Raw genomic sequence first — 23,985 nt, forward strand, 5'->3', positions numbered from 1 at the left:
TCTTAATTATTAAGGGGGCTTACATAATTAAGTGAATTGGTATTATTTATAACTAAATTTAAGAATAAAGGACATTAAAAAAGCCTTATTGATAAGTCAATAAGGCTTTTTTAATGTAAAATTTTGGGCTTAAGCTTTTAAGTTACGAACCAGTTTACTCTCGGTATTTACAGACTTACCGGCTTGGTCGTAGGTCATTGACGTTGGTGCGCCAATTAATATCTCTTTTAATTGTTTAACACTTAGTTGCGCTTGGCGGGCAGCATGAGCATTAACGTTATTTTGTTTTTGGCATTGTGCAAGTTGAGTTTTAACTTGGCTTATTAGCTCAGATATTTCAGGATTTTGTGAGTCGTTACTAGCAATTAGCTTACTTAGCTCTTTATCAAGAGTGCTTAACTTAGTTAAAAAAGACATTTTTTGTTGGGTAATTTCTTTTAAACCAGCACCACGTCGTGAGGCAATAGCAGTAAGCTCGTCGTTTAATAGCGTATGCAAAGAATCTAAACAACTTACTTGTTGGTTTAGTTTTACGCTAATTAAACTATTATGATCAGCCATACACGTTAAACTCAAAATCAGCTAAGTTTTTAGCAAGCTTTTCACTATCCACTTGGTATTTACCTTCAGTTATTGCTTTTTTTAGCTCAGCAACTTTATCGCTGTCAAAGCCAGGCGATTGCTGCGCTTTATCTTGAAGCGTTTTTAATTGCTGTGCCTGCGGCGTTAAACTTACAGAATCACTAGCAGCTTTAGGCGAAGGAGCCTGAGCAGCTTGTGTATTAGCATTATCTTTTTTTAAATCAACTTGTTGCTGCTTTGCATTTGTAAGCGCATTAGCTTGTTGATTACTGCCATTAACTTGATTGACCATAATAATAAACCCGTATATTACCCAACTTATGCCATGTTATCGGCATATACGTAGGATACTTTAGTATAAATCTAAATTAAATATTCACCTGAACAGACTCTACACCATCTACTCGCGCATTTAAAACTTTACCTGATTTTTTGTTTTTTATTTGTATCTGTTCGCCCAAAGTACCGTCTTCTAAAGCAATACCTGTGGTTTTAATTCTAAGGCCTCTGAGATTAGCGTAAATATTAACAGAGTCACCTTTACACACCATACAAATTTGGTTTAGTAATACTGGCATACCACTTCTAATATTTCGTTTACTTCTGCTGCCTATTAGCATTGTAGGGTCATCTAAGTACTGAATTCGTACAAAGTGAGTTGGTTTCATTTCAATACTTAAATGCGATTTAGTTATTACTTCACCACGAGTTAAATTAGCAGTGGCAACAACAACTGGAGCCATTTCAACAACTCTTACATGAACGTATTGAGTCCACGTTTGCGCATCATTGCACTTGGCTTGTAAGGTTACTTGGCGGTTAAATGGTGGCTCATCGGATGTTGATAATTCAAGCTTAGTATTACAGACACGATCAGGGATGCGACTATCTAAAGGCAGTGCACTTAATTGAATATTAGTATTTTGTAATGTACCAACCTGCTTACCTATGTAAGTGACGGCCATGTCTTGTAATAAATCTTTACTAAACACTTTAGCGTGCAAAGGGAATACAAAGCACAAGCTAGTAACAAAATAAAAAACACTGTATCTTCTGATTTTTTTTAACAAACTCATAATGTTTCGACTATGCTTATGGTTTCAAACAGGGTATAAATATTTTGCGTCAAAAAGTAGACGCACCCGCGATGTTATGTAGCTTTATAAATAGAAAGCAATTATCGTTCCGTATTATTTGTTTTCTTTAGGAGATTTGAATGGCAGGCATTTTAGACTCAGTAAACCAACGCACACAGTTGGTTGGGCAGAACCGCCTAGAATTACTTTTATTTAAGCTCAGAGGGCGTCAGCGTTTTGGTATTAATGTATTTAAAGTGAGAGAAGTGCTGCAATGCCCTCCACTAACAAGCATGCCAAAATCTAATCCGTATATTCGTGGTGTTGCACATATTCGTGGTCAAACTATTTCAGTAATCGACTTATCGATGGCTGTAGGTGGGCGCCCAATCGACAACATTAAAGACAGCTTTATAATCATTGCTGAATACAATCGCTCTGTACAAGGGTTTTTAGTGGGCGGAGTTGAACGTATTGTAAATATGAATTGGGAAAAAATAATGCCACCGCCATCAGGCGCCGGACGTTATTCATATTTAACGGCAGTGACCGAAATCGAAAATGAATTAGTCGAAATTCTCGATGTAGAAAAAATTCTCAACGAAATTTGCCCAGTAAACACAGAAGTAAGTGCTGAAGTTGCACAAAGCGGCGATATTCAAAAAGATTTAGGCGAACGTATCGTATTTATTGCAGACGACTCTGCTGTTGCGCGTAATCAAGTTAAACGTGCCCTAGAGCCGTTAGGCGTGCAAACAGAGCTTGCCAAAAATGGTAAAGAAGCACTTATAAGATTAAAAGAAATAGCAGAGCTTGATTGTAAAAACGATATTACTGAGCGAGTAGCGTTACTTATCTCAGACGTTGAAATGCCAGAAATGGACGGCTATACCTTAACAGCTGAAATAAAAGCAGATCCCAAACTTGCACCTTTGCATGTTATTTTGCATACCTCTCTGAGTGGTGTTTTTAACCAGGCTATGATTGAAAAAGTCGGGGCAGATGACTTTATTGCTAAATTTAACCCAGACGAATTAGCAACAGCGGTTAAAAAGTGGGTTCATTGTGATTAACAAAAATAGGTGCTACTAACTTGAATAATAAAGATTTGCAGCAAAGTGAATACGACCAGTTTCGTTCGTTTTTAGAGCAGCAATGCGGCATTGTTTTAGGTGAAAACAAACAGTATTTAGTTAAAAGCCGACTTGCTCCGTTAATGACTCGATTTAATGTGGGATCTTTATCGGAGTTGGTTAGTAAAACTCTCGGGCCTCACGAGCGGCAATTAAGAGCCGCAGTGGTTGATGCAATGACCACAAACGAAACGTTATGGTTTAGAGATCAATACCCGTTTGAGTTGCTCCAAAACAAGCTCTTCCCTGAGTTTAAAGACTTAAGAAGGCCTTTAAAAATTTGGTCTGCTGCCAGCTCATCAGGACAAGAACCCTATTCAATAGCTATGTCAGTAGCTGAATTTAATACTAAGCAACCTGGTGTGCTTCGTATGGGCGCACAAATTATTGGTACCGACATATCTAATACCATGCTTGATATGTGTAAAAATGCAGAATATGACGCGCTTGCACTTGCCAGAGGGTTATCTGCAGAGCGTCGTAAAAAGTTTTTTAAAGACAGCGGCAATGGTATGGCACAAGTAAACGATACAATAAAAAAACAAGTTAGTTTTAGGCACCTGAATTTGCTTGATTCTTACGCGTTAATGGGCAAATTTGATATTATTTTTTGCCGTAATGTACTTATTTACTTTGCGCCTGAAATAAAAGCTAAAATTATTAATCAGTTTGCACAAGCATTAAACCCAAAAGGGTACTTATTTTTAGGCGCGTCAGAGTCCCTAACTGGCCTAAGTACTGAATTTGATATGGTTAGATGCAACCCCGGTATCATTTACCAAAAGAAATAATTAAGTTAATTCATTTCCCTAAAACGACGCACCAAGCGTCGTTTTTCTATTTAGATACATAGCCTTATAAAAATATAACACTTCCTAATATTAATGGCTTATTTTTTGCTTTATTCATGGGTAAGTCAATTTTTTGGAGAAGGTTATGGCTATCAGTTTTGATAAAGCATTAGGTGTGCATCCGCAAGCCATGTTGATCCGTTCACAGCGAGCTGAATTAATTGCAACTAATATAGCTAACGCTGATACGCCTGGCTATAAAGCAAAAGATATTGATTTTGCCTCTGCATTAAAAGCGGCAAGGTCAACCCAGCAAAGCGGCAATACTATGGTAAGAACTAATGATAAACACATTGGTGGAGGTACTCATAGTATGGGAAGTTCAGAATCATTTCGTATGCCAAATCAATCAGATACAGGTGATGGTAACTCGGTTGATATACAAGTGGAACGAAACTTGTATACACAGAATGCTATGGAGTATCAGGCCAGCTTGCAATTTTTAAGCGGCAAATTTAAAGGCCTGAATAAAGCTCTCGGTAGTCAAGGATAAAAATTATGAGTTTATATAATGTTTTCGATATTGCAGGTTCGGGTATGAGCGCACAAAACGTTCGCTTAAATACTACAGCTAGTAATATTTCTAATGCTAATACCATTAGTTCATCTCAAGACAAAACGTACCGAGCGCGCCAACCTGTATTTGCGGCTGAACTAACAAAGGCTTCAGCATCAGTAAGTAACCAACAGGGCTCCGCAGTTGGTGTGAAAGTTTTGGGCATTGTTGAAAGTAATGCACCATTACAAATTGAATATAACCCAAACCATCCAAGTGCGGATGAAAATGGCTATATCTATAAACCCAACGTCAATGTTGTAGAGGAGATGGCAAATATGATTTCTGCCTCTCGTTCTTACCAAACAAACGTGCAAGTTGCTGATGCAGCAAAGCAAATGCTAAGTAAAACACTGTTGCTAGGGCAGCGGTAACCGAGGGTAGGTTATGAGTAACGATATTAGTACATCTTCATCCTATTTAGACTCTATACGCTGGCAAGAATCGCAAGTAGCGACCAGTGATAATGAGAGTGATGCGTTAACACAAGAAGACTTTTTCTCTTTGTTAACTCAGCAATTATCGTTTCAAGATCCCAGTAACCCTGCGGATAACGATCAAATGATTGCGCAAATGACTAGTTTCACAATGGCGCAAGGCATCAGCGATTTAAATTCAAATTTTGATAGCTTAGCGTCTTCTATGACATCAAATTCAGCATTGCAAGCATCAACACTTGTTGGCAAGCAAGCTTTACTTGAGTCAAACACCCTGGATTTAAATGAAACGGGTGATGCCAGAGGCTCTGCAGTGGCAGAAGAAGCCGTTGATAACTTAAAAATTAAAGTGACAGATGCATCAGGTCAGCTAGTAAGAACTATTGATATGGGTTCTCAATCAGCAGGTGCAGTACGTTTTGCGTGGGATGGCAAAAATGAAGCCGGTGAGCGTTTACCTGAAGGTGAATACTCAGTAACCGCCGAAGGAAGTACTGACGGCGAATTTTCAAGCTTGCCCATTGCTACATTCAAGAACATTGAAAGCGTTAATATTAATGGCTCAAGTGGCATTATTATTAACACTAAAGAAGGTGCGGTTAGGCTGACAGATGTAGCAGAAATCGCGTAATAAATTTTAGTATTTTTCGCCTGCTAGCAGGCCACAGACTAACAGGTTAGAGGTGAATTATGAGCTTCAATATTGCATTAACCGGCCTTGCTGCCGCGCAAAAAGATTTAGACGTAACGGCAAATAATATTGCAAACGTTAATACCACAGGTTTTAAAGAGTCACGCGCTGAGTTTGCCGATGTTTACGCTTCATCAGTATTTAGCTCTGGTAAGACTAAAAATGGTGACGGTGTGCAAACAACCATGGTTGCGCAGCAGTTTCATCAAGGCTCACTACAATTTACAAATAACTCACTTGATTTAGCAATCACTGGTGAAGGTTATTTTGCGATGACCGACGATTTATCTTCGCAAGATTTAACATATACACGTGCAGGTGCATTTAAGCTTAACCAAGATAACTTTATGGTTGACGCAAAAGGTAACTTTTTACAAGCATTCCCAGTTGATTCATCTACAGGTGATACAACGTCGGTAAGTTTGAGCACAACTGATCCAATTCAAATCCCTGATTCGTCTGGTTCACCTCGCGCAACAGAAAATGTATTTTTGTCGTTTAACTTAGATGCAACGGCGGATCCAACAGGTCTAGATTTTGACCCTACGTCTAGTGGTACTTATAACTCATCTACGTCAACAACGGTATATGATTCACTAGGTGAACCACATATTTTACAATACTTTTTTGCTAAAGAAGATGATGCCGCAGCAGGTGGTACAGATAACAGTTGGGAAGTATACGCAACACTCGATGGCAAAGTAGTTGATGGCACAACTGGTGGAGAACAAACAACGACACCTTATACACCACTAACTACCCTAGGTTTTAACTCAAGTGGTTTACCATCAACAACAGGTGGTGTGGCAAATACAAATACAACTACTTTTGATGAAATACTGCTACCAGCGGGTTCTGGTGCTGGTTTATCAACATTACTAGACAATGGTGCAACTTTCCCAGGTACTGGTATTGAGCTTAACTGGCGCGATGAAAATAACACGGCAGGACGTATCCCAACTCAGTATTCAAGTGGTTTTGAAGTAAAAGCACTCGATCAAGATGGTTCAACGGTAGGCCGTTTAGCCGGAATTGATATAGGCACAGACGGTAAAATTGTCGCTTCTTACAGTAATGGTGACTCAACATTCCTAGGCCAAGTGGCTATGGTACGTTTTCCAAACTCACAAGGGTTATCACAAGTGGGTGATACAAGCTGGAAGCAAAGTATTGATTCAGGTGAACCTGTAGCGGGTGAAGCAGGTTCGGGCACGTTTGGTGGAATTAACTCATCAGCGCTTGAGCAATCAAATACAAATCTTACTAATGAACTTGTAGACTTAATCACTGCACAGCGTAATTACCAAGCAAACTCACGTGCGCTTGAAGTTAACTCAACTATTCAGCAAAGTATTTTGCAGATTCGATAAGCTAAACCCCATTAAATATATTAGGCTGCATTTTTGCAGCCTTTTTTATAAGCCCTCTTTGTAAGCCCTTCTAAATACCTCTCAATGTTGCGTCAAATTTAATCTGGCACCTATTTTGCATTTATAAGTTCAGAGATTTTTTATGTGAGTCGATACTATGGACAAAATGGTCTACATTGCGGCCTCTGGCGCTAAGCAAAGCCTACAAGGGCTTGCTTTAAAAGCCAATAATTTGGCAAATGCAAATACAACGGGTTTTAAAGCCGACTTTGCGCAAGCACGTTCTATGCAAGCGTTTGGCGAAGGTTTGCCTACACGTGTATTTTCAATGCAAGAGCGTCCGGGTTCTAACATGGTATCGGGTGGCATTGTTCAAACCGGGCGAGACTTAGATATCGCAATGAGCGATAACGCATGGCTTGCAGTGCAAGATGCCTCCGGTAATGAAGCTTATACAAAAGTGGGTACGTTAAACATTACTGCTCAAGGCATGCTCGTAACCAGCCACGGTCGTCAAGTTATTGGCGAAGGGGGACCTGTTATTTTACCTGTCCCAGTCGAAAAAATAGGGTTTAGCCAAGATGGCGCTATTCAAGTTCGACCGCAAGGCGCTCCCGCTAACTTTTTAGAAGAAATAGACACGCTTAGAGTGGTAGAAGCAAATAGCTCACAGCTCGAAAAAGGTAACGATGGTTTATTTAGACCAAAAGCAAATGTAACAGTAGATACCTCTGCCAATGTAAAAGTTTTAAGTGGTTCGCTTGAAATGTCGAATGTGAACCCTGTTCACGAAATGGTCGACATGATAAGCCACCAGCGCCAATTTGAATTACAAGTGAAATTAATGAAAACAGCTGAAGAAATTGACGAGCGTCAAGATCAGTTATTACGCATAGTTTAACTTTAAAATGAGGACACGATTATGAATCCAGCATTGTGGATCAGTAAAACTGGGCTAGACGCTCAACAAACCGATATATCGGTTATCTCAAATAATTTAGCGAATGCGAGTACCGTAGGTTACAAAAAAAGCCGCGCTATATTTGAAGATTTACTTTATCAAAATATTAATCAACCAGGTGGTCGTTCATCGCAAGATACCGAAATGCCGTCGGGCTTAATGTTAGGTGCGGGTGCTAAAGTTGTAGCTAACCAAAAAGAGTTTACGCAAGGCAACATGTTGACCACCGAAAACTCACTAGATTGGATGATTTCTGGTGAAGGCTTTTTTGAAGTACTGCAACCAGATGGCAATATTGCTTATTCGCGCAACGGCCAGTTTACTACTGATGGCGATGGCCGAATTGTAACATCGGGCGCTGGTTACGTTATTCAGCCAGAAATGAATGTACCTGATGATGCGCAATCAATTACGGTTTCGCAAGACGGTGAAGTATCTGTGCGTGTTGCAGGCCAAGCCGATAACGTGGTCATTGGTCAGCTGACTATTAGTGATTTTATTAATCCGTCGGGTCTTGAGCCAATCGGTCAAAATCTTTATACCGAAACCGCTGTAAGTGGTGCGCCGGTACAAGGTAACCCGGGTGTTGAAGGGTTAGGTAGCATTATTCAAGGCTCACTAGAAACTTCAAACGTAAATGTAACTGAAGAGCTCGTAAACCTAATCGAAACTCAGCGTATTTACGAAATGAACTCAAAAGTAATTTCGGCCGTTGACGAAATGATGAGTTATATCAATCAACAGCTTTAATAGAGTAGGGGGAATTATGCGTAATATTATTTTATTTGCAGCGGGCACATTATTTTTAAGTGGCTGTATGTCTACGCAAAATAGTGAAGTAGTGCAGGACGACCCTTACTACGCACCTATGTACCCCGAGCCTATTTTAGAGCCGCTGGTAGCCACAGGTTCATTGTTTAATACTCATACATCAAACGACTTATATTCTGATAAAAAAGCGCTACGTACTGGCGATATAATTACGGTTAAATTGCAAGAGTCTACTCAAGCAACAAAAGCCGCTAAAACAGAAACAGACAAAGAAACCGACGCAAGCTTAGACCCCGTTATTGGATTAGGTGGTCTACCTGTAAATATAGGTGGCGATAGTATTCAGTTTGGTATTGGTAGTGATTCGTCGTTTACGGGTGATTCAAAATCAAACCAGTCAAACAGCTTAGTGGGCGATATTTCGGTTAATGTAATGCGCGTTTTACCTAACGGTAATTTAGTTATTCGCGGTGAAAAATGGCTAACGCTTAATACCGGTGAAGAGTTTATTCGTTTAGAAGGGCTAGTACGCCCTCAAGACGTAAGCGCCGATAATACGGTTGAATCAAATCGTATTGCTAATGCACGTATTCAATACTCAGGTAAAGGGCAAACGCAAGAAGCGCAAAGTCCTGGTTGGCTTACACGTTTCTTTAGCAGTTCGCTGTTTCCATTTTAGAGGGTAACAACATGAATAGCCTTAAAGCTTTATGTTTAGTTGTGTTATTAGGTTGGCAGTTTACTGCCAGTGCTGAGCGCATAAAAGATGTGTCTATGGTTGAAGGCGTACGCTCTAACCAATTAGTTGGTTATGGCTTAGTGGTTGGCTTGCCGGGCACTGGCGAGCAAAACTCATATACACAACAAAGTTTTAGAGGCATGTTGAACAGCTTTGGTATTACGCTACCTTCAACTCAAAGTCCTAAAATTAAAAATGTTGCCGCTGTTGCTGTGCATGCAGAATTACCCGCATTTAGAAAGCCCGGGCAAACAATAGATATTACGGTTTCTTCCATTGGTAGTGCAGGCAGTTTACGTGGTGGCACTTTATTACAAACTTTTTTAAAGGGTGTAGACGGTAACGTGTATGCAATTGCACAAGGTAGTTTAATTGTGGGAGGCCTAGGCGTAGAGGGCCTTGATGGAAGTAGAGTCGTAATTAATACTCCTACAGTTGGACGAATTCCCAATGGCGCAACAGTTGAACGCACCGTAGAAAGCCCGTTTATGCAAGGCGATTACATTACCTTCAACTTAAACCGCCCAGACTTTACAACGGCAAAACGCCTAGAAAAAACAATTAATGACTTAGTCGGCCCAAATAGCGCACAAGCAATTGATTCTGTTTCTATTCGTGTCATAGCACCACGCGATGCATCCCAGCGTGTATCGTACTTATCAACACTCGAAAACTTAGAATTTAAGCCAGCTGACATGGCCGCTAAAATTATAGTTAACTCGCGTACAGGTACTATTGTTATTGGTAAAAATGTAACCCTACAGCCTGCTGCAGTGACCCATGGCGGTTTAACAGTCACCATTGCTGAGCAGCAAAATGTAGTGCAGCCAAATCCGCTAGCAAACGGTGATACAGTTGTCACGCAGCAAAGTATTATTGATGTAAACCAAGACGACTCGCGCGCTTTTGTATTTAACCCAGGGGTAAGTCTTGACGATTTAGTTCGCGCAATTAACGAAGTAGGCGCAGCGCCTGGTGACTTAATGGCTATTTTAGAAGCGCTAAAAGAAGCGGGCGCAATTAATGGTCAGTTGATCGTTATTTAAAAACTAAAGCAAGTAACGTGTCACTCAAAGCTCTATATCTATTAAACAAAGATCTAGAGCTCTTTTATTTACAGTAACTTAAAATTATTATTTTTATCTTCCTTGTTTTATCGGTAGTGGCTCAATTTTTGCATTTTTAACTACATTATTCATTTTGTGTCAAAAAGCCGATGGAAACTAATCACCTCGATAAACAAAACTTTTTTGATTTAGGCAACTTAGATTCACTTCGTAAAGAAGCCTTAACGAGTGGCGATGCATCAACTGATGCTTCCAAAGCTGCGCTCAAAAAAGCGGCCGCACAATTTGAAGCTATTTTTACGCAAATGTTGCTCAAAGGAATGCGCAAAGCTAACGAAGCATTTGAAGATAAAGACAGTCCATTTAATTCAAGTGGCGTAAAGTTTTTTGAAGAAATGCACGATCAGCAACTTTCTACAGAGCTTTCATCAAATGGCTCGTTAGGCCTTGCCGATTTAATTGTTCAGCAGTTATCGCCTGAGTCTAAAAACTTTATGCCAGGCTCTGTGCTTAGAACAACCAACGATATTTTTAGCGATACGCAAGTCGGTTCCGCTCTTCCTCATGAGCAAAAAAATAAGCAACCCGATCTTATCGTTAAGAGTACTAAAGCCGATATTGCTGAGCCTAAAGTCGATACTGCAGAGTCTAAAACCGATAGCCCAACATTTAAAAATGCAGAAGAGTTTGTAAGTTCAGTGTGGGAACACGCTAAAACTGCAGCGCAAAAAATTGGTTTAAACCCAGCGGTAATGGTTGCACAAGCGGCACTTGAAACCGGTTGGGGTAAACACATTATTAATAAAAGTGACGGTGGCAGCTCAAATAACTTATTTAATATTAAGTCGGATAAAAGCTGGGAAGGCGATAAAGCAAGCAAAGTAACGCTTGAGTTTGAGCAAGGCACACCCGTTAAAAAACAAGCCAGCTTTAGAGCCTACGATTCAATTAAAGATAGCGTGAACGACTTTGTTGATTTTTTAACGCAAAACCCACGCTACAAAGAAGCATTACAAAATACAGCAAAACCAAATGACTTTTTAGATTCATTACAAAAAGCAGGTTATGCAACCGATCCAAATTATGCCAGCAAAATAAAAAAAGTGCTCAATAGCAGTCAGCTAAAAGACATTGCGGCAAACGTGATCCGCCAAGGAGTAGAGTAACATGTCGTTTAATTTATTAAACATTGCCAGTTCTGGGGTTAGAGCAAGCTCGGAGCTATTGCAAACGACAAGTAAAAATATTGCCAATGTAAATACCGTAGGCTACGTACGTGAGCGTACTGAATTTACCACTATGGTTGATAACCAAGTAGGGCGAGGCGAAACATACCGATTACTAAACGAGTTTGCTCAGTCACAGCTAAATCGTGACACCTCTAATAAATCGTTTTTCGATCAGTTTATTACTGAGGCAAATAGAGTTGATACTATTTTTTCTGAAGAGTCGAACAACCTTTCGACCGGAATTAACTCTTTATTTAATAACGTGCAAGAAGCTCTAAATCAACCGTCATCTACCGTTGCCCGCTCATTAGTAATGACAGATGCGCAAAGCTTAATTGATCAAATGGATAGGCTTTCTGGCATCGTGCTTGATCAAAAAAGTGTAGTGAACGAGCAGCTCGAAATATTTTCAGATGAAGCAAACTCACTAATTCAAAGTATTAGTACGCTAAATCAAAATATTGCGGCAGTTAATGGCACTAATAATGCCGCAGATGCAAGCTCTACCTATAACGAACGCGATAAAGCAATACGCGACTTATCAGAGCTAATAGACATAGAAACGCTTGATGGTCCAAATGGCGAAAAACTCGTTTTTATGGGCACAGGTGAAGCGGTTGTTATGCAAAATGGCGCATTTAACTTATTTTCGATGACGGGCGACCCCGATCCTAATTTTAAAGAATTCACGCTTGACGTTAATGGTGGCAAAGCAGTGCCGCTTGAAGTTGATGTAAGTAAACTTAAAGGCAAAATTGGCGGCTTACTCGCTTTTAGAGATGACATATTAGTCCCTGCTCAAAACCAAATTGGTCAAATGGGCTTAGCGATAGCCGACGCATTTAACGAACAAAACAAATTGGGTATGGATGCAACAGGTCAGCTGGGTGGTAATATTTTTAATATTCCTACCGTTGGCGCTTATGCGTATCAAGCTAACACAGGTACTGCCGGTATGACTGCAACAGTAGAGCCAGGTAAGGGCAGTGAACTTCCTGCCAGTGACTTTATTATTACTTATACAGCTAATGCTAATGAAGTAAGTATTCAGCCTATAGATAACAAAGGGGATCCGCTGGGACAGCCTTCACTTGCTGATATATCGACAGGTGTTATTGATTCATCGACTATAACCTCAGGCGAATCATTTGGTCTTCAAGTAAATGTATCTGGGGCAGGTGTTGAGGGTGATCAGTTTCAAATAAAGCTTAATTCAGATGCCGCTTCAAGTATTACACTTGCAACAGGGCGCGCAGAAGATTTAGCACTAGCATCGCCTATTCGTACTGCTAACGATTTAAATAATATAGGTACCGCTACTATTTCAGCGGGAGAAGTAACAAGTGTTACCTCCGGTGGATTTACTTCAACACCAAGCTTAACAAACGGTGAAATAACGCTTGTTAAAACAGGTAATGCTAACGAATATCAAATTACAGATAATAGCGGAACGAGTACTTTTACTATTACGCCTCCTGCAAAAGGAATGTTATCGCAAGCGGGTGCTCCATTTGATACCTACGGATTCGATTTTGATATAGAAGGTACACCAGCAACAGGCGACACCTTTACACTTGAGTTTAACGAAGGCGGCTTTGATGATAACCGTAATGGTTTAAAATTAGCTGATTTACAAAATGGTGAGTTAGTCCGTTTAAATGTAGAAACAACAGCAACGGCCGACAACCATAAAACGTTCAACCAAGCTTATTCGGGATTAGTGAGTGATATAGGTGTTATAACTGGCCAAGCAATCACAAGCGGTAGTGCGTTTAATGCATTAGCAGAGCAGTCTGAGGCATGGTACGAGTCGTTATCGGGTGTAAACCTTGATGAAGAGGCCGCAAATTTACTGCGTTTTCAACAATCATACTCAGCATCAGCACAAGTTTTAGCAGCAGCTCAAGAAATTTTTGACACCTTATTAAATGCGGCGAGGTAATTATGCGTTTATCAAATAATTTAATGTACCAAAACAACATAAATAAAATACTCGACAACCAACAAGGTGTTGCAAATGCTCAAGAGCGAGTAACAACAGGTGAAAAGTATTTAACCACCTCAGAAGCGCCAGCTGCTATTTCGCAAGCTATGCTGTATTCAAATAAAATACAAACTAATGAGCAATACACTAAAAATATCGATCAGCTTACCGGCAGGCTAGAAACTGAAGAAAGCGTATTACAAAGTATAAATAGTAATATCCAACAAGCGCAAGAACTCACTATTCAAGCTGGTAATGGTGCGTACACTAAAGACGATTTAAAATCGATTGCATCAGAACTTAGTGGCATTCAACAAACGCTAGCTAACTTAATGAACACCCGATCAGAAGACGGAAAGTTCATATTTTCAGGATACCAAGACAGCACGCAGCCGTATCAGTTTGATTCTGCAGCGGGTGAGTACACCTATAATGGCGACCAGGGCCAGCACCAAATAACTATAGCTGAAGGTGTATCAATTAAAGCGAGTGATAACGGCTTTGATACGTTTGAAAAAACTAACGCGCGATTAAATGTAGAATCCAACACGGCAAGTGTTTCAGGCTCTATTACAGCGGCAAGTGTGTATGTTGACGGCCAAGCTGAGTTTGATAAGTTTCATCAAGCAAATTACAACGCAGACCCAACAGCTCTAGCAACAGCAAATACATATAGTGTATTAGTAAGCCCAGGTGCTACGGCAACAGATCCACAAACCTACGAAATATACCGAGACGGCGCAGCACTAACCCCCGCAGTAACAGGTGAAGTTACTGATGAGCCTATCGATTTTGCAGGTATGAAAATTGAATTTGAAGGCACAGCACCTGGTCAGCTTGACTTCAGCCTTGAAAAACCAGGCAAAGAAAACGTACTCAATACATTACAAGCACTTATTACCGGCCTTAACGATGGCACACTTGAAGGTGATGACTTTCAGCAAGTGCTTGCTGATGGCCTAGTGCAATTACAGAACTCGAGTGAGCAAGTGGTATTTACCCAAGCAAGTTTAGGTGGGCGTATGAACGCGCTTGAAAGAGTAAGCGATTCAAACTTAGCGCTCGATATTCAAAATAAAAGTAATCGCTCTAACTTAGTTGAAGTTGATATGGCAGAAGCTATTAGCGAACTCACTAAACAAGAAACGGCACTGCAAGCATCGCAAGCTACTTTTGGCCGTTTAACTAACCTTTCATTATTCGATTACTTATAAGCAGATTATAAGCAGATTATAAGCAGAAATACCTTGCCGCTTTACCTACTTTTAAAGCGGCAAAAAATTGTCACTCCTTTCTAAACAACTTCACTCTTTATTTACAATTCAACAAATTATATATTTTCATTTAATAACAACAACTTAAAAATAAATTAAAGTTGGCACAGTAAATGCTTTTCTTATTATAAGAAATTATCGAACAGTGGTTCCTGTTAAATCGTGTTGAACCACACTCTGTTTAAACCTAGGAGATGGTAAAATGGCATTAACAGTAAATACTAATGTGTCGTCACTAAACGCACAACGTAACCTTAATAAATCAGGTGAAGGCTTAGCAACTTCGATGGAGCGTTTATCATCAGGTATGCGTATCAATAGCGCAAAAGATGATGCCGCAGGTCTACAAATTTCAAACAGATTAACATCGCAAATTAATGGCCTAGCCGTTGCTCAGCGAAATGCTAATGATGGTATTTCAATGGCGCAAACAGCTGAAGGTGCAATGAGTGAATCAACAAGTATTTTACAACGTATGCGTGAACTAGCACTTCAATCAGCAAACGGATCTAATTCACCAGAAGATCGTGAAGCGCTGCAAAAAGAAGTATCAGCTTTACAGGTTGAATTGACACGTATAGCCGATACCACCTCATTTGGTGGACAACAATTATTAGATGGCAGTTACGGTAGTAAAACATTTCAGGTTGGCGCTAACGCAAATGAAACAATAAATGTATCGCTTTCAAGTGTTGCAGCAGAAAAAATCGGTGCAAATCAAACTAACCTGCAATCTGCAACTACTGTAGATGGTTTTGGTCAAGTAAATGAGACAGGCACCGGTACGCTTGCCGCAAGTACAATAGCATATGGTAATTTAGCAATCTCTGGAAGAGAAGACTCTACTGTTGCGATTCCAGCTGGTGCTAGTGCTGAAGAAGCTGCTGATTTAATAAACCAAGTGACAGGTGCTACAGGTGTTTCAGCACAAGCCAGAACAGAAGCGCGTTTAGATATTACGGGCACACAAACGACAGCAGGTGAGTCTGTTAGTTTTGAGTTGAACGGCGAAAAAGTATCATTTGTAGCAACAGGAACTGCAACAGGTGATGAACAAGCAATGGCTGAAGCTATTAACAGTAGAACAGATGAGCATGGTGTTACAGCTACTATTGATAATGGTGTGCTGTCTGTTTCAGATAACAGTGGCGCAGATATTGAAATTGTTGGTTTTGCTGGCGGCACGGGTTCTACTTTAGGTATTATTCCCCAAGGCTATGATGGTTTTGCTGGTGATACAGTTACTATTGCAACAGGCGGAACTGACTCAGGCAGAATAGCTGGAGCTATCCAATTAAATTCATCAGATACCTTTAGCACAACAGGTAGTACTTCTGTGGATGAGGTTGCGACTAAAGTAACAAGTGCTTTAGAAAATGCAGCGGATATTGACATTACAAGCCAAAAAGGGTCGCAGGATGCATTATCAGTAATTGATAACGCAATAGCTAATATTGACTCGCAACGTGCAGGTTTAGGTGCGGTACAAAACCGCTTTAGTCATACTATTAGTAACCTTGCTAATATTGCTGAAAATGTATCTGCATCACGTAGTCGTATTCAAGATACTGACTTCGCGGTAGAGACAGCGCATATGACTAAAAATCAGATCTTGCAACAGGCGGGCACGTCAATCTTATCGCAAGCAAACCAAGTGCCACAAGCCGCGATTAGTTTGCTAGGCGGTTAATTAAACTAACAGCAATTTATTTTGTTGTATTAGAAAAGCGCAATTTATTGCGTTTTTTTTGTTTTTTTACTATTTGATTTTTTATTAAACCATTTTTGAATTATGCGTTTAACTTACTTTTATACAATTTATTAAATAAAAGCTAAAGGTATTTCACTTCCTGCCGTTAACTTAATCAGTAAGGGGCTTGTACATAAATTTGTTACGGCTCTTGGTTAAATCAAAACAGTACTTTTACGAAAGTAATCAGGAGTTTTCTTATGATTTCAGTAAACACAAATGTATCTTCATTAAACGCGCAACGTAACTTATCTCAATCAGGTTCTGATTTAGCGACATCAATGGAGCGTTTATCATCAGGTATGCGTATTAACAGCGCAAAAGATGATGCGGCAGGCCTACAAATTTCAAATCGTTTAACATCACAAGTAAATGGTTTAGGCGTAGCTCAAAGAAATGCAAACGATGGTATTTCAATGGCGCAAACAGCTGAAGGCGCAATGAGTGAGTCTACAAGTATTTTACAACGTATGCGTGAATTAGCACTNACAATCAGCGAATGGTTCAAACTCATCAGAAGACCGTGAAGCGCTACAAAAAGAAGTATCAGCTTTATCAACAGAGCTAACACGTATTTCAGATACGACTTCATTTGGTGGTCAGCAATTATTGAACGGCAGCTTCGGTTCAAAATCATTACAAATTGGTTCAAATGCAAACGAAACAATTAACGTATCACTATCGAGTGTAGCGGCAGAAAAAATTGGTTCTAACCAGGTTAATCTGCAAGGTGCGGTTGGTGCGGATGCAACAGAAAATGGTTTGGGTCAAGCAACTGCAGGAGCTGTTGACCTCACTACAGCTGCACCTTCAGTAACAGGGGGAACGTACAGTATATCAGGCCGTAATGATGCCGATGTTGTAATAGCTGATGGCGCTAGCGCTGAAGCAACTGCAGCTGCAATTAATAGCGTAACTAGCTCTACAGGTGTTACAGCTCAGGCAAGAACTGAAGCTGAAATTACATTTGGGGCAGCAGCAGCAGGGCCTGTATTAGATAGTACTATAAGCTTTGAACTAAACGGTGAAGATTTGTCATACACTTCAACAGGAACTGTTGATGGTGATAAACAAGCAATGGCTGAAGCCATTAATGGTGCAACTGATGATCATGGTGTGATTGCAACGATTGATAATGGTGTGTTGTCTGTATCAAATAATACTGGAGCAGATATTTCAATTGTTAATTTTAGTGATAATCTTGCTACACCAGCTGCAACCTTACTTGTAAAGCCTCAAGGTTACAATGGTACTGATGGAACCGAAATTACTTTAACTGCTGGAAGTACTGATTCGACTTTGATATCAGGCGCAGTCCAATTAAATTCTTCTGAAACGTTCAGTGTAGTAGCCGATGATGATTCAATTGCAGCAACTACTAATGCTGTAGTCAGTAAGCTAAATGATGTTTCTGACGTTGATATTACAAGCCAAAAGGGCTCGCAAGATGCGCTAGCAATTATTGATAACGCGATTGCAAACATCGACTCACAACGAGCGAGCTTAGGTGCGGTTCAAAATCGTTTTGACCACACAATAAGTAACTTAGCAAATATTTCTGAGAACGTATCTGCATCACGTAGCCGAATTCAAGACACTGACTTTGCAACAGAAACTGCAGAGATGACGAAGAACCAAATATTGCAACAAGCAGGTACATCAATCTTGTCGCAAGCGAATCAGTTGCCACAAACAGCACTTAGCTTATTAGGTTAATAGGTCAAGCGTTAGCTTAATGGTTAGCTAGTACATAAAGTCAGTATTAGCTTTACAATAAAAGGAGGTGGCTTTAGCTACCTCCTTTTATGGTTCAAGGGCTAAAATTAAGCTATTGTTGGTTTAATTAAGTGAGAAATAGGATCTGTTATGAATACAATTACTTCAAATGCAGAGGTTACAACATTATCTAATCTAACCGCTGGAAATGACAAGCAGGTAGGACCGGTTGTTCACTCTTTAACCGAACGAGCTGTTGATGATGTAAATCAAATGGATAAACAAAATCAACAGCAATTACAGAAAAACCAATACGATATAAACCCTACGGAAAAGCAGCCTTTAGAGCGTGAACAGTTAGAAGAGATGGCGCAACAATTGCAGGACTTTATGGGCGAAATGAACCGAAGTTTACAATTTAAAGTTGATGAAGATTCAGGCCGCGATGTAATTAAAGTTCTTGATAAAAAAAGTGGTGAAGTCATTAAACAATATCCTTCTGAGGAAGTGTTAAGTTTAGTGTCTAAATTATCTGAATCGGCAGGTATTTTGATTGATCAAACGGTTTAGTCGGTAGTTTGAATTACTAATAATAAGTTAGTTTATTTTTGAGTATTTAAGAGGTGAAGTATGTCTATTTCGTTTAATGGCTTAGGCTCAGGTTTGGCCGTATCAGATATTGTTGATGCATTAGTTAATGCTGAACAAGCACCTGCTGAAGCTCGTTTAAATACCAAAGAAGCTAATTTAACAACAGATATTTCAGCTGTAGGGGCATTGAAATCTGCACTGGAAAAAGTGCAAACCTCAATGGAAGCTTTGGGGGATAGTGATAAATACCAGCAGCGTAGTACATCAGGTACTGATGACTTTATCTCTATTAGCGCAGATGAAAACGCGCAGCCTGGAAGCTATAACGTAAAAGTAGACGCATTAGCAAAAGCTCATAAGTTATCGTCCCCTGCATTTGCAGCAGACGAAGCAGTAGGTGCGGGTGTAATCACGATAGGCTCTGGCACAAATAGTTTTTCTACGGTTTTATCGGCCACAAATACCTTAGAAGATTTACGAGACCAAATTAATAACGGCCCTTATACTGGCAATGATAGTAATGATTCAGTTGTGGCCACTATAGTCACGAGTGATACAGGTCAGCATTTAGTGCTGACTAGTAAAGAAACCGGTGAAGACAACGCAATTACAATTTCCGTACAAGACGATGACGGTAATAATACTGATACTGGCGGATTATCTCGATTAGCTTATGACGTATCAGATACAGACCCAGCTAACCATACTACTAATCTAACTGAAGTAAATGCTGCACAAAATGCACAGATAACAATTGATGGTGCGTTGACTGTATCAAGTAATACTAATGAGTTTAGCAATGTTATTGATGGTGTTGACATTAATGTTAAGAAACTGCATGACATCGATGACGACATAAGCGACATATCAGTTACTGAGAACAATAATAATATTAAAACAGGTTTAAATAGTTTTATCAGTAGTTACAACGAGTTGTTAGAGCTTAGTAACACTTTAGGTGCGTCAGGTGAAGATGGCGTTGGCGTAATGGCTGGGGACTCATTATTACGTGGTGTAATGTCTAAACTGCGAGATACAATAACAGATTCAGTAAATGTGGGAGGGAGTTCGTTATCACTTTCACAATTAGGAGTAACAACTGACCGGTATGGTGTGCTTAGCTTGGATAGTGACACATTGAATGATCAAATTAAATCCGATGTTAGTTTAGTACAGCAATTTTTTGTTGGTAGTAATGATGATGGCTTTGCACAGTCGTTTGATGATTTAGTTAGTTTTTATACAGATTCTGACGGTATTATCCAAAACAGAATTGATAGTAAAACAAATCAGTTAGATGATTTAGATGATCAAAGAGAAAGTTTAACAAGTAAAATGGAGTCGTTATCAGCTCGTTTATATTCTCAATATAATGCGATGGATTTATTGGTGGCGAGCCTTAATAACACCAGCAGCTATGTCCAAGCTCAATTAGAGAACATGCCAGGCGTAGTTAGGCAATCAAATTAATAACTGAGTAAGAATATTATATATTTAATAAAAAACCGCTAAGTTTAAACTTAGCGGTTTTTTATTGTGCATTGCTCTTTGATTCAAATAGTAAGATATAGCCATACATTTAGTTAAAATAAAGGTCGTTTATTAGGTCTGTTTACTAGGTGTTTTTATAAGCTTTAATGGCCTTACCAGACTTTTTATGTTTAATAATAGCTTTAGAAGATTCATTTTTTGCATTATTCGCTTTAACTAAAATGGTATTTATACGAAGCTGAATTAATTCTAATTGCTCTGCACTTGGACCTTCGCTACTTTCGCACCATTGCTTTAGTTTAGTATTTAAAGTGTCTAAAAAAGGCTGAGCTTCGTCTGCATTATTATCATTTACCAACACTTCAATGTTACTAAGTAATGCTTGTATCTGCTCAGCATGGCTTACTGGTGTTTGCGAATCCATAATTAAAATTAAACCGCAGGGTTGCGTTGATCTAGTGGGATATTATCCCAACCTTCTTTAATTTCTTTAACAATACTTGATACTTCAGTAATTGCTTCAATATCGTTATGTAGGTTAGCTTGCGTTAAGCGACGTTGGCAGTAGTCGTAAAGTGCCAATAAATTGTTAGAAATACTAGGGTCTTGTTCTACTTCTAAATTAAGTGCATCTTGCAGTGCACCAAATAACAAAATACATGCTGAAATATTTTCACCTTTTTTTGCTATTTCTTTGCGCTCAATAAAGCCCTTTGTTGCAGCTAAACGACCAATAATATTACTGAATATAAGGTTTATTTGTTCGTAAGGTGCCATTTCGGCAATGCTGCTAGCACGAACTTGACTGTATTTTTTTACTGAGACATGAGCCATGGGAAAATCCTAAAATTTAAAACGATAAAATTATGTGAAAGCTAATACAAAAAATTAATTAAGCTTTTATACTTTTATAAGAACAAAGCAATATTAATGCCAAGCATTTCCACTTATCTATATATCGGCATTTGTAACTTCAACTTAAATTTATAATTGAGTTTATTTACTAACAATAGCATTTTTATTGCCGAGTAAATTAATTTTTAGGGCTAAGTTATAGTTAGGTAATAGTTAAGTAATGGCTAAGTTAAAACTATAACCCATACTTAATGATTAACTATTAAGTATGATTGACTTAACTAGCCCGTCTGTTTTTTGGCGTTTATGTCAAAAAACTGCCGCTATCACTTGCATCCATGCTGAACTGGCTTACAATTTAACTAATTATACAAATTAGTGAAAGTACGGCTCGCTAAATATGATCTTGATTTTAGATAATAATAACAACCGCGCAATAGGATTAAATGCTTCACTTGGCTTTATTGGTGAAGCTGCTCAACTATTAAGCGAAGACTGCTTTGAACAAGAATGCAAAAAATATCAGCAGCAAGAATGCATGATTATTTTAGGAGCGTTGCAATCACTTGACCACGAAAGCTTAATTAAACGCTATCCAACATTACCGTTTTTATTAATTGGTGAAACGCTAAAACCACTATTAAGTATAGCTAATGTAGTGGGGCTTATTTGCGAGCCATTTAATCACGAAGTGACAACTCAGTTACTTCACGACTGCCAGCAGTATCAGCGTATGTTGCCTAATGAGCATAAGCATACTAAACCGCATAAAATCTTTGATGGACTTGTTGGTGAAACAGAGGCCGTAAAAGATGTTCGCTTTTTAATTGAACAAGTGGCAAAAACCGATGCTAATGTTTTAATTTTAGGCGAATCAGGCACAGGTAAAGAAGTGGTTGCCCGTAATGTACACTTGCTTTCAAAGCGTATTAATGGACCGTTTGTACCAGTTAACTGTGGTGCTATTCCGGCTGAGCTGCTCGAAAGTGAACTATTTGGCCACGAAAAAGGCGCGTTTACTGGTGCTATATCGGCGCGTAAAGGGCGGTTTGAACTAGCTCAAGGTGGGACGCTATTTTTAGATGAAATAGGCGATATGCCACTGCAAATGCAAGTTAAGTTGCTGCGAGTATTGCAAGAGCGCAGCTACGAACGTGTTGGTGGTACAAAGGCTATTCAGGCTGATGTACGCGTTATTGCAGCCACGCATCGTAACTTAGAAACAATGATTGAAGAGGGTAGTTTTAGGGAAGATTTATATTACCGCTTAAATGTATTTCCTATCGAAAACCCATCGCTGAGTGAACGTGCTGATGATATACCGCTGCTTTTAAAAGAGTTAATGCGGCGTGTTAACGACCAAACAGGTTCTACCGCTAAGTTTACCGAGCGCGCAGTTGAGAGCTTAAAAGAACATGCTTGGCCTGGTAATATTCGTGAGCTTGCTAACTTAGTGGAACGTATGGTTATTATGTTTCCTGAAAAAGTGGTTGATATTCCTGATTTACCTAACAAATATCGTTACATTGAAGTTGAAGCGTACGAGCCAGAATACCCTGAAGAGTTAATGGAAAAAGATGCCTTTAACGATATATTTAGCACCGGTTTTAGTGATTACGAAACTGAGCCAGATGCTGAGTTTAGCCAAACGGGTAGTGGGCTATTACCTGATGATGGTATTGAACTTAAAGATTATTTAGCAGAGCTTGAAATTAGCTTAATAACCCAAGCTCTAGAGCGCTATGATTACGTTGTAGCTCGCGCAGCCGAAATACTAGGTGTACGCAGAACCACACTCGTTGAGAAAATGAAAAAGTATAATCTATCACGAGATTAAGGTTTAAAAGCAGCTGTCAGTGTTTAGTTATAAATTGGCCAAACACAGTAGATAAATAACCCCTCGTTTTGTAGATGCGGTTTTATACCGCACTTTACTTAAAAATATTAGCAAGAGCGCGAAGTAAATTCGCACCTACACGGTTTTTACTTTTGTTGTTACGCTAGACTTGCACGCGTGAAAAACAAGACTTTTAATCATTTAAATAAAACGTTATTTCACAAAGAGAAAAACGAAGGTAAATGAGAAACCATAGCCAACCTACGCGTTACTTCTCTAAAGCGCAGCTTCTCTAACCTCTTTGTGAACAAATCACTTTTATAGCTATAAATCACTTACCCACTAAAAGCCTCAATAATTTCTTCTTTTCTAAAACAATCATTACTGTGATCGTTAACCATACCGCAGGCCTGCATATGAGCGTAAACCGTTGTAGGGCCTAAAAACTTAAAACCCCGTTTTTTAAAATCTTTCGCAAATGCGGTTGATGCCTCTGTAATTGCTGGGTAGTCCTCAACGTTATTTAAATTACTTATAATCGGCTTATTACCCACAAACTGCCATTGGTAGTTACTAAAACTCCCAAATTCTTTTTGTATTTCTATAAAGCGTTTAGCGTTATTGACGGTTGCCGCAATTTTTAAGCGATTGCGCACAATACCCTCATTAAGCATTAATCTTTCAATATCATCTTGTGTGAATTGTGCTACTTTTTTTACATCAAAATTAGCAAATGCTTTTTTATAACCGCTGCGCTTTTTTAAAATTGTGTACCAGCTTAAGCCGGCTTGCGCGGATTCAAGAGTGATAAATTCAAACAGTTTTGTATCATCATAAAGAGGCACACCCCATTCTTCATCATGGTAAATAACGTAGTCGGGTTTAGTGGTGTCGAGCCACGGGCAACGGCACTTTATTTGCTCACTCATTATTATTCCTTTTTGTGTGCGTCATTTTTATGTCGCTCAAATTATTGATGTAACTTAATGATAAATATGTAAATAAATTTTGGTATGAATCGTGC

Annotated in this window: 25 protein-coding genes; 19 read left to right on the forward strand and 6 right to left on the reverse strand. The window is 39.2% G+C overall.

Going from position 1 to position 23,985, the window contains the following annotated elements:
• Window positions 1-129: 129 nt before the first annotated feature.
• From I6E72_RS02295 to flgA, 3 genes are all read right to left on the reverse strand, one after another.
• On the reverse strand, window positions 130-561 hold the full coding sequence (locus I6E72_RS02295; RefSeq protein WP_024592769.1) for a flagella synthesis protein FlgN: 432 nt from the start codon (window positions 559-561) through the stop codon (window positions 130-132).
• Complete coding sequence (gene flgM / locus I6E72_RS02300; protein ID WP_002959436.1) at window positions 554-874, reverse strand: flagellar biosynthesis anti-sigma factor FlgM; 321 nt, start codon at window positions 872-874, stop codon at window positions 554-556. Before flgM ends, I6E72_RS02295 begins: the two co-directional genes overlap by 8 nt.
• A 76-nt stretch (window positions 875-950) precedes the next feature.
• Entirely contained in the window at window positions 951-1,658 is a 708-nt protein-coding gene (gene flgA, locus I6E72_RS02305; protein WP_197110941.1) for a flagellar basal body P-ring formation chaperone FlgA, read from the reverse strand.
• A 140-nt stretch (window positions 1,659-1,798) separates the two neighbouring features.
• On the opposite strand from flgA, the gene I6E72_RS02310 reads away from it, so the two are divergent.
• From I6E72_RS02310 to fliD, 18 genes are all read left to right on the forward strand, one after another.
• Window positions 1,799-2,731: a chemotaxis protein CheV gene (locus I6E72_RS02310; RefSeq protein ID WP_007581858.1), complete on the forward strand. Its 933-nt coding sequence runs from the start codon at window positions 1,799-1,801 to the stop codon at window positions 2,729-2,731.
• A 20-nt stretch (window positions 2,732-2,751) separates the two neighbouring features.
• Window positions 2,752-3,582, forward strand: coding sequence for a CheR family methyltransferase (locus I6E72_RS02315; RefSeq protein WP_007581859.1), 831 nt, complete (start codon window positions 2,752-2,754; stop codon window positions 3,580-3,582).
• A gap of 145 nt (window positions 3,583-3,727) precedes the next feature.
• Entirely contained in the window at window positions 3,728-4,135 is a 408-nt protein-coding gene (gene flgB, locus I6E72_RS02320; protein WP_149591732.1) for a flagellar basal body rod protein FlgB, read from the forward strand.
• Between the two features lie 5 nt (window positions 4,136-4,140).
• Window positions 4,141-4,572 (forward strand): flagellar basal body rod protein FlgC, encoded by a 432-nt coding sequence (gene flgC / locus I6E72_RS02325; RefSeq protein ID WP_007581860.1) that lies wholly within the window; start codon window positions 4,141-4,143, stop codon window positions 4,570-4,572.
• 13 nt (window positions 4,573-4,585) lie between these two features.
• On the forward strand, window positions 4,586-5,266 hold the full coding sequence (locus I6E72_RS02330) for a flagellar hook assembly protein FlgD (RefSeq protein ID WP_007581861.1): 681 nt from the start codon (window positions 4,586-4,588) through the stop codon (window positions 5,264-5,266).
• Between the two features lie 59 nt (window positions 5,267-5,325).
• Entirely contained in the window at window positions 5,326-6,696 is a 1,371-nt protein-coding gene (flgE, locus tag I6E72_RS02335) for a flagellar hook protein FlgE (protein WP_197101054.1), read from the forward strand.
• Between the two features lie 157 nt (window positions 6,697-6,853).
• A complete protein-coding gene (locus tag I6E72_RS02340) occupies window positions 6,854-7,597 on the forward strand; it encodes a flagellar basal body rod protein FlgF (RefSeq protein WP_024589964.1) in 744 nt (247 codons plus the stop codon).
• A gap of 21 nt (window positions 7,598-7,618) precedes the next feature.
• Window positions 7,619-8,407, forward strand: a complete 789-nt coding sequence (gene flgG, locus I6E72_RS02345; RefSeq protein ID WP_002959420.1) for a flagellar basal-body rod protein FlgG — start codon at window positions 7,619-7,621, stop codon at window positions 8,405-8,407.
• A 16-nt stretch (window positions 8,408-8,423) separates the two neighbouring features.
• Window positions 8,424-9,107, forward strand: a complete 684-nt coding sequence (gene flgH, locus I6E72_RS02350) for a flagellar basal body L-ring protein FlgH (protein WP_002959418.1) — start codon at window positions 8,424-8,426, stop codon at window positions 9,105-9,107.
• Between the two features lie 11 nt (window positions 9,108-9,118).
• On the forward strand, window positions 9,119-10,213 hold the full coding sequence (locus tag I6E72_RS02355; RefSeq protein WP_024589963.1) for a flagellar basal body P-ring protein FlgI: 1,095 nt from the start codon (window positions 9,119-9,121) through the stop codon (window positions 10,211-10,213).
• Window positions 10,214-10,383: 170 nt separating this feature from the next.
• Complete coding sequence (flgJ, locus tag I6E72_RS02360; protein ID WP_024589962.1) at window positions 10,384-11,400, forward strand: flagellar assembly peptidoglycan hydrolase FlgJ; 1,017 nt, start codon at window positions 10,384-10,386, stop codon at window positions 11,398-11,400.
• A gap of 1 nt (window position 11,401) precedes the next feature.
• A complete protein-coding gene (flgK, locus tag I6E72_RS02365) occupies window positions 11,402-13,405 on the forward strand; it encodes a flagellar hook-associated protein FlgK (RefSeq protein WP_024589961.1) in 2,004 nt (667 codons plus the stop codon).
• Between the two features lie 2 nt (window positions 13,406-13,407).
• The gene (flgL, locus tag I6E72_RS02370) at window positions 13,408-14,661 is read left to right on the forward strand and encodes a flagellar hook-associated protein FlgL (protein WP_197110943.1); all 1,254 of its coding nucleotides are present in this window, start codon (window positions 13,408-13,410) and stop codon (window positions 14,659-14,661) included.
• 262 nt (window positions 14,662-14,923) lie between these two features.
• Window positions 14,924-16,411: a flagellin gene (locus I6E72_RS02375; protein ID WP_101162834.1), complete on the forward strand. Its 1,488-nt coding sequence runs from the start codon at window positions 14,924-14,926 to the stop codon at window positions 16,409-16,411.
• Between the two features lie 260 nt (window positions 16,412-16,671).
• Window positions 16,672-16,998, forward strand: a complete 327-nt coding sequence (locus I6E72_RS19885) for a flagellin N-terminal helical domain-containing protein (RefSeq protein WP_331459199.1) — start codon at window positions 16,672-16,674, stop codon at window positions 16,996-16,998.
• Window positions 16,999-17,080: 82 nt separating this feature from the next.
• Window positions 17,081-18,187, forward strand: a complete 1,107-nt coding sequence (locus tag I6E72_RS19840) for a flagellin (RefSeq protein WP_331459200.1) — start codon at window positions 17,081-17,083, stop codon at window positions 18,185-18,187.
• Window positions 18,188-18,337: 150 nt separating this feature from the next.
• The gene (locus I6E72_RS02385; RefSeq protein ID WP_197110945.1) at window positions 18,338-18,757 is read left to right on the forward strand and encodes a flagellar protein FlaG; all 420 of its coding nucleotides are present in this window, start codon (window positions 18,338-18,340) and stop codon (window positions 18,755-18,757) included.
• 60 nt (window positions 18,758-18,817) lie between these two features.
• On the forward strand, window positions 18,818-20,248 hold the full coding sequence (gene fliD / locus I6E72_RS02390) for a flagellar filament capping protein FliD (RefSeq protein ID WP_197110947.1): 1,431 nt from the start codon (window positions 18,818-18,820) through the stop codon (window positions 20,246-20,248).
• A gap of 145 nt (window positions 20,249-20,393) precedes the next feature.
• Here the strand turns inward: fliD and I6E72_RS02395 are convergent, their stop codons facing one another.
• On the reverse strand, window positions 20,394-20,693 hold the full coding sequence (locus tag I6E72_RS02395) for a hypothetical protein (RefSeq protein ID WP_197110949.1): 300 nt from the start codon (window positions 20,691-20,693) through the stop codon (window positions 20,394-20,396).
• An 8-nt stretch (window positions 20,694-20,701) separates the two neighbouring features.
• Window positions 20,702-21,103, reverse strand: coding sequence for a flagellar export chaperone FliS (gene fliS, locus I6E72_RS02400; protein ID WP_101162758.1), 402 nt, complete (start codon window positions 21,101-21,103; stop codon window positions 20,702-20,704).
• A 421-nt stretch (window positions 21,104-21,524) separates the two neighbouring features.
• On the opposite strand from fliS, the gene I6E72_RS02405 reads away from it, so the two are divergent.
• Window positions 21,525-22,961 carry a sigma-54 dependent transcriptional regulator gene (locus tag I6E72_RS02405; protein WP_197110951.1) on the forward strand — a complete coding sequence of 479 codons (1,437 nt, stop codon included), beginning with the start codon at window positions 21,525-21,527 and terminating at the stop codon, window positions 22,959-22,961.
• Window positions 22,962-23,296: 335 nt separating this feature from the next.
• Here I6E72_RS02405 and I6E72_RS02410 read toward each other — a convergent pair whose 3' ends face one another.
• Entirely contained in the window at window positions 23,297-23,890 is a 594-nt protein-coding gene (locus I6E72_RS02410; RefSeq protein ID WP_197110953.1) for a DNA-3-methyladenine glycosylase I, read from the reverse strand.
• Window positions 23,891-23,985: the final 95 nt, after the last annotated feature.

Origin of the sequence: Pseudoalteromonas sp. NSLLW24 (assembly GCF_015864725.1) — a bacterium.
Taxonomy (GTDB): domain Bacteria; phylum Pseudomonadota; class Gammaproteobacteria; order Enterobacterales; family Alteromonadaceae; genus Pseudoalteromonas; species Pseudoalteromonas arctica.

Coding starts and splice junctions, on each gene's coding strand:
- I6E72_RS02295 (WP_024592769.1), bottom strand. CDS start 561: ATGGCTGATCATAATAGTTTAATTAGCGTAAAACTAAACCAACAAGTA.
- flgM (WP_002959436.1), bottom strand. CDS start 874: ATGGTCAATCAAGTTAATGGCAGTAATCAACAAGCTAATGCGCTTACA.
- flgA (WP_197110941.1), bottom strand. CDS start 1,658: ATGAGTTTGTTAAAAAAAATCAGAAGATACAGTGTTTTTTATTTTGTT.
- I6E72_RS02310 (WP_007581858.1), top strand. CDS start 1,799: ATGGCAGGCATTTTAGACTCAGTAAACCAACGCACACAGTTGGTTGGG.
- flgB (WP_149591732.1), top strand. CDS start 3,728: ATGGCTATCAGTTTTGATAAAGCATTAGGTGTGCATCCGCAAGCCATG.
- flgC (WP_007581860.1), top strand. CDS start 4,141: ATGAGTTTATATAATGTTTTCGATATTGCAGGTTCGGGTATGAGCGCA.
- I6E72_RS02330 (WP_007581861.1), top strand. CDS start 4,586: ATGAGTAACGATATTAGTACATCTTCATCCTATTTAGACTCTATACGC.
- flgE (WP_197101054.1), top strand. CDS start 5,326: ATGAGCTTCAATATTGCATTAACCGGCCTTGCTGCCGCGCAAAAAGAT.
- I6E72_RS02340 (WP_024589964.1), top strand. CDS start 6,854: ATGGACAAAATGGTCTACATTGCGGCCTCTGGCGCTAAGCAAAGCCTA.
- flgG (WP_002959420.1), top strand. CDS start 7,619: ATGAATCCAGCATTGTGGATCAGTAAAACTGGGCTAGACGCTCAACAA.
- flgH (WP_002959418.1), top strand. CDS start 8,424: ATGCGTAATATTATTTTATTTGCAGCGGGCACATTATTTTTAAGTGGC.
- I6E72_RS02355 (WP_024589963.1), top strand. CDS start 9,119: ATGAATAGCCTTAAAGCTTTATGTTTAGTTGTGTTATTAGGTTGGCAG.
- flgJ (WP_024589962.1), top strand. CDS start 10,384: ATGGAAACTAATCACCTCGATAAACAAAACTTTTTTGATTTAGGCAAC.
- flgK (WP_024589961.1), top strand. CDS start 11,402: ATGTCGTTTAATTTATTAAACATTGCCAGTTCTGGGGTTAGAGCAAGC.
- flgL (WP_197110943.1), top strand. CDS start 13,408: ATGCGTTTATCAAATAATTTAATGTACCAAAACAACATAAATAAAATA.
- I6E72_RS02375 (WP_101162834.1), top strand. CDS start 14,924: ATGGCATTAACAGTAAATACTAATGTGTCGTCACTAAACGCACAACGT.
- I6E72_RS02385 (WP_197110945.1), top strand. CDS start 18,338: ATGAATACAATTACTTCAAATGCAGAGGTTACAACATTATCTAATCTA.
- fliD (WP_197110947.1), top strand. CDS start 18,818: ATGTCTATTTCGTTTAATGGCTTAGGCTCAGGTTTGGCCGTATCAGAT.
- I6E72_RS02395 (WP_197110949.1), bottom strand. CDS start 20,693: ATGGATTCGCAAACACCAGTAAGCCATGCTGAGCAGATACAAGCATTA.
- fliS (WP_101162758.1), bottom strand. CDS start 21,103: ATGGCTCATGTCTCAGTAAAAAAATACAGTCAAGTTCGTGCTAGCAGC.
- I6E72_RS02405 (WP_197110951.1), top strand. CDS start 21,525: ATGATCTTGATTTTAGATAATAATAACAACCGCGCAATAGGATTAAAT.
- I6E72_RS02410 (WP_197110953.1), bottom strand. CDS start 23,890: ATGAGTGAGCAAATAAAGTGCCGTTGCCCGTGGCTCGACACCACTAAA.